The sequence below is a fragment of the Kitasatospora purpeofusca genome (genome assembly GCF_034043715.1).
GTDB classification, from domain to species: domain Bacteria; phylum Actinomycetota; class Actinomycetes; order Streptomycetales; family Streptomycetaceae; genus Kitasatospora; species Kitasatospora purpeofusca_A.
In genome coordinates, this window is record NZ_JAXCLC010000004.1 from 60,441 (window position 1) to 72,395 (window position 11,955).

The 11,955-nt window shown below is 74.4% G+C and carries 11 protein-coding genes; 7 read left to right on the forward strand and 4 right to left on the reverse strand.

What is annotated here, in order from left to right; genetic code table 11:
• The first annotated feature begins 67 nt into the window (after positions 1–67).
• The 5 genes from SM793_RS03340 (at position 68) to SM793_RS03360 (ending at position 6,467) form a co-directional block, all read left to right on the forward strand.
• Positions 68–1,279: a sensor histidine kinase gene (locus tag SM793_RS03340; RefSeq protein WP_320436456.1), complete on the forward strand. Its 1,212-nt coding sequence runs from the start codon at positions 68–70 to the stop codon at positions 1,277–1,279.
• Positions 1,276–1,926 (forward strand): response regulator transcription factor, encoded by a 651-nt coding sequence (locus tag SM793_RS03345; protein ID WP_320436457.1) that lies wholly within the window; start codon positions 1,276–1,278, stop codon positions 1,924–1,926. The genes SM793_RS03340 and SM793_RS03345 overlap by 4 nt, the downstream gene beginning before the upstream one ends.
• Positions 1,927–2,123: 197 nt before the next feature.
• Positions 2,124–2,993 (forward strand): 3-hydroxyacyl-CoA dehydrogenase family protein, encoded by an 870-nt coding sequence (locus SM793_RS03350; protein ID WP_320436458.1) that lies wholly within the window; start codon positions 2,124–2,126, stop codon positions 2,991–2,993.
• 483 nt (positions 2,994–3,476) lie between these two features.
• Positions 3,477–3,809, forward strand: coding sequence for an STAS domain-containing protein (locus SM793_RS03355; protein WP_320436459.1), 333 nt, complete (start codon positions 3,477–3,479; stop codon positions 3,807–3,809).
• A gap of 234 nt (positions 3,810–4,043) precedes the next feature.
• On the forward strand, positions 4,044–6,467 hold the full coding sequence (locus tag SM793_RS03360) for an ATP-binding protein (protein WP_320436460.1): 2,424 nt from the start codon (positions 4,044–4,046) through the stop codon (positions 6,465–6,467).
• A gap of 15 nt (positions 6,468–6,482) precedes the next feature.
• Here the strand turns inward: SM793_RS03360 and nucS are convergent, their stop codons facing one another.
• Positions 6,483–7,142 (reverse strand): endonuclease NucS, encoded by a 660-nt coding sequence (gene nucS / locus SM793_RS03365; protein ID WP_045941615.1) that lies wholly within the window; start codon positions 7,140–7,142, stop codon positions 6,483–6,485.
• A 503-nt stretch (positions 7,143–7,645) separates the two neighbouring features.
• Here nucS and SM793_RS03370 point away from each other — a divergent pair.
• Positions 7,646–8,038 (forward strand): SCO5389 family protein, encoded by a 393-nt coding sequence (locus SM793_RS03370; protein WP_030392770.1) that lies wholly within the window; start codon positions 7,646–7,648, stop codon positions 8,036–8,038.
• 152 nt (positions 8,039–8,190) lie between these two features.
• Here the strand turns inward: SM793_RS03370 and SM793_RS03375 are convergent, their stop codons facing one another.
• Positions 8,191–9,498 carry an LLM class flavin-dependent oxidoreductase gene (locus tag SM793_RS03375; protein WP_320436461.1) on the reverse strand — a complete coding sequence of 436 codons (1,308 nt, stop codon included), beginning with the start codon at positions 9,496–9,498 and terminating at the stop codon, positions 8,191–8,193.
• A gap of 228 nt (positions 9,499–9,726) precedes the next feature.
• Between SM793_RS03375 and SM793_RS03380 the strand changes: the two genes are divergently transcribed.
• On the forward strand, positions 9,727–10,050 hold the full coding sequence (locus SM793_RS03380) for an ATP/GTP-binding protein (protein ID WP_320436462.1): 324 nt from the start codon (positions 9,727–9,729) through the stop codon (positions 10,048–10,050).
• Between the two features lie 63 nt (positions 10,051–10,113).
• On the opposite strand, the gene SM793_RS03385 is transcribed toward SM793_RS03380, so the two are convergent.
• Positions 10,114–10,878, reverse strand: a complete 765-nt coding sequence (locus SM793_RS03385) for an ABC transporter permease subunit (RefSeq protein WP_320436463.1) — start codon at positions 10,876–10,878, stop codon at positions 10,114–10,116.
• Position 10,879: 1 nt separating this feature from the next.
• Positions 10,880–11,884 (reverse strand): ABC transporter ATP-binding protein, encoded by a 1,005-nt coding sequence (locus SM793_RS03390; RefSeq protein ID WP_320436464.1) that lies wholly within the window; start codon positions 11,882–11,884, stop codon positions 10,880–10,882.
• Between the last annotated feature and the right edge of the window lie 71 nt (positions 11,885–11,955).

An 11,955-nucleotide genomic window follows, 5' to 3' on the forward strand; every position in this document is an offset into this window, starting at 1 on the left:
TTTCGATGTAGCGCCCTCCTCCCGCCTCCGGAGTCGGCCCCGGCCCGGGAAATGATCTGATGGGGCTGTGCGCAGACCCACACCCACCCCACGGCAGGTCGATGCCTCGATCGCGCTGGCCGGACTGCTCGGTGGACTGCTGCTGATCGCCTTCGAGGTGTACGACCGCGCTTCGGCCCTCCCCCGCTGGCAGGTGCTGCCCGCGCTGCTGGCGATGGCGGCGCTGGAGCTGGTCCGGCGGACCAGGCCGGTCACCGTCGCGGTGCTCGGCGGGCTGGTCTTCGTGGGGAGCATCTTCACCGGCGCCCTGCTGGCGACCACCATGATGTACACCGACCTGCTCTACGCGGCGGTGGTGTACGGGCCCCGGCGGATGTCGCCGGTCCTGCACGTCACCGGCACCGCCTCGGTGCTGGTGCTGACCACCCTGAGCTTCGTCTACGGCGACACCGGTACGGCGGTCGCCGTGGTGGTGATCACCACCCTGGTCTTCCTGGGCCCGCTGTGGAGCGCCGACATCGTGCGCAAGCACCGGCAGGAGGCGGAGTCCCAGCGGCTGCGGGCGGAACAGACCGCGCTGCTCTCGGAGATGGACCGGCGCGAGGCCGTGGTCAGCGAACGGGCGCGGATGGCCCGGGAGTTGCACGATGTGGTGGCCAACCACCTGTCGGCGATCGCGATCCACGCGACCGGCGCGCAGTCGCTGGCGCGGCGCCAGGGGCGGCCGGCGGACGATCCGGTGCTGGAGGTGCTCGGCGTGATCCGCGAGAACAGCGTCCAGGGTTTGGCCGAAATGCGCCGCATCGTCGGGCTGCTGCGGGACAGCGGCGGCGGCGAGGCCGACGAGTCGTACGCCGCACCCGACCTGTCGGCGGTGGACGCGCTGATCGCCAAGGCCCGGGCGGCGGGGCGGGACGTCGGGCTGGGCTTCGAGCTGGCCGAGCGCGGCGAGCGCGGGGTGCTGCCGGTGCCGGTCGGGCTGGCCGCGTACCGGATCGTGCAGGAGTCGCTGACCAACGCGCTCAAGCACGCCGGCCCGGGAGAGGTCCGGGTGCTGCTGGACTTCCGGGCCGAGGAGCTGCGGATCAGTGTGGACAGCCCGTTCCGGAGCGGGGCCGGGCAGGCGCTGCCGGGTGCCGGGGCCGGGCTGGTCGGCATGGCGGAACGGGCCTCGCTGCTGGGCGGCAGCTTCGAGGCGGGGCCCGGGGACGGGAGCTGGAGCGTGCGCGCGGTGCTGCCGAGGGAGCAGGCGACGGAGGAAGGGGCGGGACGGTCATGACGATCCGGGTGCTGGTCGCGGAGGACCAGGCGGCGGTCAGGGCGGCGCTGGTGATGATCCTGCGGGCCGAGCCGGACCTGGAGGTGGTCGGCCAGGCGGCGGACGGCGAGGAGGCGGTCCGGCTGGCGCTGGAGCTGCGGCCCGACGTCGTCCTGATGGACGTGCAGATGCCGCGGCTGGACGGGGTCTCGGCGACCCGCCAGGTGGTGGCGGCCGGGGCGGCGCAGGTCCTGGTGCTGACGACCTTCGACCTGGACGAGTACGTCTACGGGGCGCTGCGGGCCGGGGCGGCCGGGTTCCTGCTGAAGGACCTGGAGGCGGACGCCCTGGTCGACGGCATCCGCACGGTGGCCCGCGGGGACGGCATGCTGGCGCCGTCGGTGACCCGCCGGCTGATCGGGACCTTCGCCCGCCCGGAGCGGCCGATGGGGCCGGAGGTCCGGGCGGCGGTGGCCGGGCTGACGCCGCGCGAGCGGGAGGTGCTGGCCTGCGTCGGCGCAGGCCTGTCGAACGGTGAGATCGCCGGGCGGCTGGAGATGGCGGAGGCCACCACCAAGACCCATGTCAGCCGGATCCTGGCCAAGCTGGGGCTGCGCAGCCGGGTGCAGGCGGCGATCCTGGCCCAGGATCTGGGGCTGATGATCTGACCGGTCCGATCGATCCGATCAGCTGACCTTCTCGGCCGCTCAGGTCTGTCGCAGATCACACCCCCGGATGCCACCACGGGCGCCGAATCGGCATTAAAGTCCCGCCCATGAGTGATGCGGCTCGGTGGGTGATCCCTGCCTTGAGCCGCCTTCAGGGCCCGCCCACCAGGGCGGCGACGGCATCGGGAGACCAAGCCATGAGCAGTGCGTCCAGCAAGCAGATCGCCGTGATCGGGGCCGGCCTGATGGGCGCCGGCATCGCCCAGGTCTCCGCCCAGGCCGGGCACCCGGTGGTCCTGCGCGATGTGACCGAGGAGGCGCTGCGCCGGGGCCTCGACGGCATCCGCGCCTCGTACGACAAGTTCGTCTCCAAGGGCCGGCTCACCGCCGAGGACGCCGAGGCGGCGCTCGGCCGGATCACCACCACCACCGACCTCGGCGCGGTCGCCGAGGCGGACATCGTGGTCGAGGCGGTGTTCGAGCAGCTGGAGGTCAAGGAAGGCGTCTTCAAGGAGCTCGACAAGCTCGCCAAGGACGGCGCGGTGCTCGCCTCCAACACCTCCGCCATCCCGATCACCCGGATCGCCGCCGCCACCTCGCGCCCCGAGTCCGTCGTCGGCGTGCACTTCTTCTCGCCGGTGCCGCTGATGAAGCTGGTCGAGCTGGTGCGCGGCTACAAGACCAGCGACGAGACGCTGGCCACCGCCCGGGCCTTCGCCGAGGGCGTCGGCAAGGAGGTCGTGGTGGTCAACCGCGACGTGGCCGGTTTCGTCACCACCCGCCTGATCACCGCCCTGGTCGTCGAGGCCGCCAAGCTCTACGAGTCGGGCGTCGCCTCCGCCGAGGACATCGACACCGCCTGCCGGCTCGGCTTCGGCCACCCGATGGGCCCGCTGGAGACCGCCGACCTGACCGGCGTGGACATCCTGCTGCACGCCGCGCGGAACATCTACAGCGAGACCCAGGACGAGAAGTTCGCCGCCCCGGAGATCATGGCGCGCATGGTCACCGCCGGTGACCTGGGCCGCAAGAGCGGCCGCGGTTTCTACCCGCACCCGGGCAAGTGACCGCTGCCGGCTGAGCCGACGGATCGGACGGGCCGTGCGGTCGAGGGACCGCGCGGCCCGTTCTGCCGGGCCTGGTGAGTTTCCTCACGCCGGTGGCGCAGACGGGTGATTTGGGCGGTAATCGAGCGTAAGTGTGGAGAGTTCCTGCGTATATTCCCTCGGACGAGTGAAGTTGCTTCAGATCCGGCCGGAACCAGCAACCCGAGGGCCCGGCTCGCCGTCAGATGGATGACGGGGGAACCCGGCCTTCCGTCCGGGGCCGGCGCGCGGAGCCGCAGGGCCCGCCCGGCGCCCGGAGCGTCACCGCCCCCGGCCCTGCACCGTCGGCGGCACCCGTACCCACCGACACCCACCCGGCCACCGACACCCACCCGGCCACCGACACCCACCCGGCCACCGACACCCGGCGGCACCGACCGCCAGGACCGGCGCCGAGCCCGGTCCGCCCCGGCCCGCCGGGCCCGCCCCGCGGAGGAGGAGAGCATGCGCATCACCGGCAACCACGTGGCGCTGGCCCTCGAAGGCCGCCTCGACGTGCGTACCGCCGCCGACGCGCGGGCGAGGCTGCACCACGCCGTCGACGGCGGCCTCGGTGACCTCGTGCTCGACCTCGGCCGGCTGGAGTTCTGGGACGCCACCGGTCTGGGCGTGATCATGGGCACCCACCGCCGGGCCGGCCGGATCGGGCGCCGGCTGGTGCTCCGCTCCGTCCCGGCCCAGCTCCAGCGCCTCCTGGTGGCCACCCGGCTGCACCGCATCCTCGCCGTCGAGGGCGTCACCGCCGAACCCCTCGGCGCCACCCTGCCGGCACTCTGACCGTCCCGGCGACCCCCGCGGAGACACCCCCGGCCCGGCCCGAGCCCCCCGGATCCCTTGCGGCGGGCGCCCGGTGACGGTGGGGCGCTGCGCGGGCGGGCGCGGATGTGCGAGAGTCTGGCGTCAGGAAACGGCCGCCGCGGCCCGGCCCCAGGGCCTGTCTCCAGGATCCTCGCCGGGGTCGCGACGCCGGCCGGTACGGGGCGACGGCGCGAGCGTGGGGCGGAGCAGAACGTGGCACAGCCAACCGGGGACTTCCGGCAGGAGTCCGTACGCACCCGGAGCGGTGAACTCGTCTCCGGCGGACTCCTGGTGGGCGTCGGCGGCCCCGAGGGCTCCGAGGTCCGGCCCTGCCCCGAGGAGTGGCGCCCCCGCCCCCGCCGGACCGGGCCGGGGACACCCGCCCGCGGCCCGGGCGGCGACCCCGGCCGCCAGGTCGGCCCGCTCGCGCTCGGCGCCGGCCCGGCCGACCTCCCGCTGCTCGACCGCGAGGCCGACGTCGCCCAACTGCTCGGCCTGCTCGCCGAGGGGCGCTCGATACGCCTGGTCGGCCAGGCGGGCTCCGGCCGCAGCACCCTGCTGTCGGCCGTCGCCGCGGCCGCCGGCGACCTCGCCCCCGGCGGCGTGGTCCAGCTCCGCGGCCACCGGCGCACCGCCGCCGACCTGCTCCAGGAGCTCTTCGCCGCGACCCATCACGCCCCCGGCTTCCGCCCCGACCCCGGCCGGCTCGCCGAGCACCTCGCGGGCGTCGGCGCGATCGTCGTCATCGACGAGGTCGAGCCCGACGGCGCCGAGCTGGAGGCGCTGCTCGCCACCGCCCCCGACTGCGCCTTCCTGATCTCCTCCGCCGCCGACGGCCCGCTGCTCCCGGCCGGCTCCCGGCTCCAGGACCACCTGGTGGCCGGACTCTCCCGGCCCGCCTGCCTGACCCTCGCCGCCCGGCTCGCCGGACGGCCCCTGGACGCGGCCGAGAAGGCCTGGGCGGTGGACCTCTGGTTCGAGTCCGAGGGCCTGCCGCTGCGCTTCGTCCAGGCCGCCGCGCTGCTGCGGCAGCGGGACGTCGCCGTGGACGCGCTGGTCGCCGCCGAGGAGGACCGGATGGACGTCTTCGGCGCCGTCCGGGAGCCCGCGCACGACCCCGACCCGGCGGTCCGCGAGGCGGCGCTGCGGGGCACCGTGCCGCTGCCCTCGGTCGCCGAGTCCACCCACCCCGCCGTCCGGCTGGCCGAGGGGCTGAGCGAGACCGCGCAGGCCGTGCTGAGGCTCGCGGTGGCCCTCGGCGGCGAGTGCCCGACCGCCCCGCACCTGCCCGCCCTGATCGACGTCGGCCAGGGCGAGAGCGCGCTCGCCGAACTCGCCGACGCCGGGCTCGCGGTCTCGATCGGCGGCCACCACCGGCTGACCGCCGGGGCACTGGAACTGCTCGCCCCGCACTGGCCGGCCCGGGACAGCGTGGACGGCGCCGCCCAGCACTTCTCCTGGTGGGTCGGGCACTCCTCGGTCTCGCTGCCGCAGATCGCGGCCGAGGCCGAGGTGGTGATCGGCGTACTGCTCGCCGACCGGGCCGCCGGGCGGCACGACTCGGTGCGGCGGCTGGCCAGGGCGGCGGCCCCCGCCCTGGCCCTGGCGCTGCGCTGGGGGGCCTGGGAGCGGACGCTGCAGCTCGGCCTGGAGGCGGCCCGGCGGACCGGTGCCGGGGCCGACGAGGCGTGGTTCCACCACGAGTTGGGCGTGTACGCCCTCTGCGTCCACGAACCCGCGCGGGCTGTCGCCGAGTTGGAGGCCGCGCTGGCGCTGCGGTCCGCGCTCGGCGAGGTGCGCGGGGCGGCCGGGGCCCGCCGGATGCTCGACCTGCTGCGCGCCGAGGGCCGCCAACTGTCGGCCGCGGCCCCCGCGGGCCCGGCGTCGGTCCGCAGGCCCGGTATCCGGGCCATCGCGCGGGTGCCGCTGCGGATCGGCGCCGCCGCGGCGGCCGGTCCCGGCCGGAGCAGACGGACGGTCGTCGCCGCCTCGGCGGCGGTGCTGGCGCTGGGCGTGCTCGGGACGGTGGTCGGGCTGACGGCGACCGGGGAGGACCGCGGCAACGACCCGCACAGCAGCAGCGAGGACGGCGCCACGCCGCCCGGCGCCGGGACCTCACCGCGTCCTTCCTCGCCCCGGCCGACGGCCTCCGGGGCCTCCTCGCCGGTCACCCCGCCGGCCACCGGAGCGTCCGGGGGGACGGGTGGGCCGGTGCTGGAGCAGTCGGCGGCCGGTACCCCGTCGGGCGGTGGCACCACGGCCTCCCGGACGCCCTCCGGCTCGCCGTCGGCCTCGGGTTCGGCCTCGGCCTCGAAGAAGCCGAGCCGCTCGCCGAGCCCGGGGGAGAGCACCGGCACCACTCCGCCGCCGACCCAGGCCCCCAACCCGCCGCAGCCTCCCGGGGGCGGCACAGGGGGCGGTACGGGCGGCGGCGCGGGCGGGACGACCGGCGGCGGGACGACGGGTGGGACGACGGGTGGTGCGACCGGGGACCCCAGCCCGTCCCCCTCCACGGCCTCTCCGACGGCGACCCAGCCCTCGACCCAGCCCCCTACCCCTACCCCTGGCGAAACGACGACGCCGCCGGGCTCGGCGAGCCCGACGACGTCCACTCCGGCGTCCTCGCCGGCCGGTTGACCGGCCGGCCGGGGGTCAGAACAACTTGAGCTTGTCGTCGTCGATGCCGCGCAGCCCGTCGTAGTCCAGCACCACGCAGCCGATGCCGCGATCGGTGGCCAGCACGCGGGCCTGGGGCTTGATCTCCTGCGCGGCGAAGATGCCCTTCACCGGGGCCAGCAGCGGGTCCCGGTTGAGCAGTTCCAGGTACCGGGTGAGCTGTTCGACGCCGTCGATCTCGCCGCGCCGCTTGATCTCCACGGCGACCGTTGCACCGTCGGAGTCGCGGCACAGGATGTCCACCGGTCCGATCGCGGTCGGGTACTCGCGGCGGATCAGCGACCAGCCGGCGCCGAGCACCTCCATCCGGTCCGCGAGCAGCTCCTGGAGGTGCGCCTCGACGCCGTCCTTGATGAGCCCGGGGTCCACCCCGAGTTCGTGGGAGGAATCGTGCAGCACCTCCTCCAGCGTGATGATGAGCTTCTCGCCGGCCTTGTTCTCCACCGTCCAGACCCCGTCGGCCTCCTTGAGGACGCACGGCGGGGACATCCAGTTGAGCGGCTTGTAGGCGCGGTCGTCGGCGTGGATGCTGACGCTGCCGTCGGCCTTGACCAGGATGAGCCTGGTGGCGGAGGGCAGATGGGCGGAGAGCCGACCGGCATAGTCGACTGAGCAGCGGGCAATTACGAGACGCACGGTCGACCACGCTAGCCCACTGGGGCCAGTTGATGCGATTCCACGACGCCGGGGTGCGGAATCCGCGAACCCCGCCACGATGGATGGCCTGCGATCCCGTCAAAGCCTGTCGGCACCCTGGCGGCCACCACCGGAGACAGCTACGGTGTGTGACGGCTTGCTTGCGGGAGCGCTGTCAACGGGGATGGAGACTTCAGATGAACGATCCGACAGGTTCCGGCCAATCCGGCGCACAGGGGCGTATTCCCGGAGGAATCCGCCGGAACCACCGGCCTGGTCCGTCGCAGGCTGCCACGCTGTTCTGAGCGGGCGGCGCCCCGGTCGCATCCCTCGACGGACCAGCGGCGCCCCTGCCTCGGCGTGTTGCCGGAAACACGGTCGTCCGACGGCGTCACACCCGTCCGACGGTGTTCCGGACACAGACGCGCCTACACCCTCAGCTCTGACTTGGACTACGCACCACCGCCCGCGCGCCGCGCGGGCGGACCGCGAGAGGAGAATCCATGTCGCTCGACGTCTCACCGGCCCTGCTGGAGAAGGCCGCGCGGGACGAGGTCGACGAGCGGGAGTTCGTCGACTGCGTCCGCGTCTCCCTGCCGTACGCCTGGGAGCTGATCAGTTCGCTGGTCGCCCGGGCCGAGGTCGACGGCACCGACTTCGCCGACAACCACGTACCGCCGCCCAGCGAGCAGGCCCGCGGCCAGCTCCTGCGGGCCCTGGCCAGTGACGCCATCCGGGGGGCCCTGGAACGGCACTTCGGCGTCCGGCTGGCCTTCCAGAACTGTCACCGGGTGGCGGTCTTCCGGCCGTCCTCCGCCAACAAGAAGCGGTACGAGCGCTTCACCTCGGTCCGCGAGCAACTCCTCAACCAGTCGGACGAACTCCGGGACTGTTAGTCGCCCGCTCGCAGGGGGGAGCCTCGGGGCGGGAGTCGCCCGCTCGCGGGGGGAGCCTCGGGGCGGGGGTCGCCCGCTCGCCTCAGGGGCGCTTGGGTCCGGTGCGGAGCCCGGCCGCCGGGTGCCCCGCGACGGGGCCCGGCGGCCGGGCTTCACCCCAGCTGCGGCAGGACCTCGGAGCCGATCCGGGCGATGTTGTGGAGGGTGGCCTCCCGGTCGCCGCTGCCCTCGGCGAGCAGCGCGAAGCGGCGGATGCCGGTCCGCTCGGCGGTGGCCAGCAGCCGGTCCGCGCACTGCCTGGGGGTCCCGACCGCGTGCAGGTCGCAGAGCAGCTCGGTGTACTGGTGCGGATCGCGCATCTTCCGCTCCCGGCCGTCCACCGTGCGGTGGGCGCCGAGCCCGAACTCGAACCAGCCGGGCATGGAGCGCAGCAGGGTGGCCCGGGCCGTCGAGGCGCGGTCGTCGACCTGGACGACCCCGGCCGCGACGTGCCGGCGGGTGATCCGCCGCAGCTGCTCCTCACCGCGCCCGGCCGCCAGCCAGGCGGCACGGTACAGCTCCAGCATGTGCTGCTTGTCCTCGTCGCCGGAGTGCATGCCCAGCAGCATCGGCAGGCCCCGCTCGGCGGCGGTGCGAACCCCGTTGGGCGAGGTGCAGGCGACCACCACCGGCGGGCCGGCCACCGGGCGGCCGGTGGCGGTGAGCTCCTCGGCGGAGCCGTCGGCGTCCTGTCGCTGCCGGGGGAAGCACAGCGTGCCGGTCCGTTCGTCGAGGCCCAGCCAGGTGCCGAGGTCCGGCTGCCGGGGCGGCTCGGTGGCCCGGGGCACCACGGCGACCTCGGGGAAGGTGAACTGCGGTCCGGCCGCGCCCACCCGGGTGCCGCGCAGCCAGCGCAGCAGCAGGTCGAGCCGCTCGGGGAAGCCCCGTTCGAAGGCGTCGACACCGCCGCCGAACACCTCCAGGTCGATCCACGGGCCGCCGCGCCCCACCCCGAGCGTGAAGCGTCCGTCGGAGGTGAGGTGGAGCAGTGCCGCCTGTTCGCCGAGGGACACCGGGTGGGTGGTGGAGAGCACGCTGACCGCTGTGCCGATGCCGATCCGCCTGGTCCGGCCGAGCAGCAGCGCGGCCAGGGTGGCGGCGTCGGGGCAGACCCCGTACGGGACGAAGTGGTGCTCGGCCAGCCAGACGCTGTCGAGTCCGGCCTGCTCCGCCGCGACGGCGGCGCGGACGGTGCGGTCCAGCGCCTCCCCGTGGGTCTGGCCGGGGAACTGCGCCGAGAGCAGGAACGCGCCGACCTGGACGGGGGCGGTGTCCGCGGCGGCGGCGCCGGTGCGCCGGTCCGCCGGCAGCGGGGTGCCGGCGGCGGCCGTCACGGTGGTGGGGGTCAGCGCCGGGCCGGGGGCCGGCGGGCGGACCCCGACGGGCCGGCGGGTCTCGGCGCGGGTGCTGGTTCTGGTCATGGTGAGGCCTCCTCGGGTGCGCGCAGGGTCTGCGGGCCCCGCCTGTCCCCTCGTGAGTAGCCCATGTCATGTGCCAATGGCACGCCGAACCACCAATTTCCCAGAGGATCGGGTGGATCTCACGGGAAACAGCCGATCATCCCCCGATGCCGTGATAGTGGCCTGTCCGGGCGCCGCGCGGCCGTACGCTGGAACGGTTCCCGACACTCCGCAGAGAGGTAGCCCGCCGTGTCGCCCCGACGCAACCGGATCAAGAGCGCCGCCGAACCGGACCAGGCGGAGCAGTCCGCCCCGATGGGCGGCTCGCTGCGCCGGACCGAGACCTACCAGGGCGACGAATGGGTGGTGCAGACGGTCGCCGGAACGGCCGGAAGGCACTACCGCTGCCCGGGCTGCGACCAGCAGATCCCGCCCGGGACGGGGCACTTGGTGGCGTGGCCGCTGCACGGCGCGGGCGTGGACGACCGGCGGCACTGGCACCGGGCCTGCTGGGGCGCGCGGGACCGCCGGGCCTCGAACCTGCTCCGCGGCCGCGGCGCCCCGCGCTACTGACCCGAACTCACCCGCACTGCACCGGCCCGCACCGCGCCGGCCGGTGCCGACGTCCCGCCGGGCTCAGGCGTCGCGCTTCTTCAGCACCAGCGCGCCGCCGGCCAGCGCGGCGACCGTCCAGGCCAGGCAGATCAGGAAGCCCGCCCACGGTCCGTACGGCTGGCCGTTCTGCTCGTAGACCAGCAGCATCCGGGAGCCCGCGTAGTCCGGGAAGTAGTGGGCGACGGTCTTGGCGCCCGGCACCGCCGAGAGGATCGGCGAGAGCAGGAAGAAGAACGGCACCAGCACGCCCAGCGCGAGGGTCTGGTTGTGCAGCATCGTGGTGACCCCGGCCGAGAAGAGGCACAGCATCGTGAGGTAGAGCGCGGCGCCGAACACCGCGCGCAGCACGTTCGGCTCGCCCAACGAGGTGGAGTGGTCGCCGAGCAGCGCCTGGCCGGTGAAGAAGGTCAGGAAGGCCGTCACCAGCGAGACGGCCAGGGCGAGTCCCCCGAGCACCACGGCCTTGCCGGTGAGCAGGGTGCCGCGTTGCGGGACGGCCGCCAGGGTGACCCGGATCATCCCGCTGCTGTACTCGTTCCCGATCGCCAGCACGCCGAACACGATGATCGCCAGCTCGCCGAGGATGATGCCGGAGAAGGCGGTGCCGGTGGCGTCGAACGGGGTGTCGTCGCTGCGGAACTCCTCGAAGTTGTTGTTGGTCAGCAGCGACAGCAGGGCGCCGATGCCGAGGGTGACCACGAAGGTCAGGGCGAGGGTCCAGACCGTCGAGCGGACGCTGCGGATCTTGGTCCACTCGGAGCGCAGGACCGCGGGGAAGGACGCCATCTCAGTTCTCCTCCGTGCCGCGGGCGGTCGGCTGCCCGGCCGCACCGCCCTTCCAGTCGGCGCCCCAGACGCCGGGTGCTCCGGCCGCGTCCCGGCCCGGCCCGTCGCCGGCGTGGTACTCCACCGAGTCGGCCGTCATCTGCATGAACGCCTCCTCCAACGAAGCCTGTTGCGGGCTGAGTTCGTGCAGCACCACGCCGTGCGCGGCGGCCAGCTCGCCGAGCGCGGCGAGGTCGCCGTCGACCACCTCGACCGAGCCCGTCGGGCCCGGCTCGGGCTGTAGTCCGGCACCGGCCAGCGTGTCGAGCAGCCGTTCGGGCTGCGGGCTGCGCAGCCGGACGGCGGAGCGGGAGTTGCGCCGGATGAATTCGGCCATCGACAGGTCGGCCAGCAGCCGGCCGCGGCCGATGACCACCAGGTGGTCGGCGGTGACAGCCATCTCGCTCATCAGGTGGGAGGAGACGAAGACGGTCCGGCCCTCGGCGGCGAGGCGCTTCATGAGGTTGCGGATCCAGAGGATGCCCTCCGGGTCGAGCCCGTTCACCGGTTCGTCGAACATCACGATCTCCGGGTCCCCGAGCAGCGCGCAGGCGATGCCGAGGCGCTGGCCCATGCCGAGCGAGAAGCCGCGGGCCCGCTTGCGGGCGACCGGGGCGAGGCCGACCAGGGCGAGCGCCTCGTCCACCCGGCGCTCGGGGATCCGGTTGCTCTGGGCGAGCCAGAGCAGGTGGTCCCGGGCGGTGCGGCCGGGGTGGACGGCCTTGGCCTCCAGCAGCGCGCCGATGTACTTGAGCGGTTCGCTCAGCTGTCCGTACCTCCTGCCGTCGATGGTGACCCGGCCGCCGGTGGGGCGGTCGAGGTCGAGGATCATGCGCATCGTGGTGGACTTCCCGGCACCGTTGGGCCCCAGGAACCCGGTGACCACGCCCTGCGGGACCTTGAAGCTCAGCCGGTCGACGGCCAGGGTCGTGCCGTAACGTTTGGTCAGGTCGTGCAACTCGATCATCGCTGCTCCCTTACTCTCCGTCAGGCTATGACAAAGCGGACAAGGCGGCCCGCTGAGTGGGCCCGCCGGGC

Coding starts and splice junctions, on each gene's coding strand:
- SM793_RS03345 (WP_320436457.1), top strand. CDS start 1,276: ATGACGATCCGGGTGCTGGTCGCGGAGGACCAGGCGGCGGTCAGGGCG.
- SM793_RS03350 (WP_320436458.1), top strand. CDS start 2,124: ATGAGCAGTGCGTCCAGCAAGCAGATCGCCGTGATCGGGGCCGGCCTG.
- SM793_RS03355 (WP_320436459.1), top strand. CDS start 3,477: ATGCGCATCACCGGCAACCACGTGGCGCTGGCCCTCGAAGGCCGCCTC.
- SM793_RS03370 (WP_030392770.1), top strand. CDS start 7,646: ATGTCGCTCGACGTCTCACCGGCCCTGCTGGAGAAGGCCGCGCGGGAC.
- SM793_RS03375 (WP_320436461.1), bottom strand. CDS start 9,498: ATGACCAGAACCAGCACCCGCGCCGAGACCCGCCGGCCCGTCGGGGTC.
- SM793_RS03385 (WP_320436463.1), bottom strand. CDS start 10,878: ATGGCGTCCTTCCCCGCGGTCCTGCGCTCCGAGTGGACCAAGATCCGC.
- SM793_RS03390 (WP_320436464.1), bottom strand. CDS start 11,884: ATGATCGAGTTGCACGACCTGACCAAACGTTACGGCACGACCCTGGCC.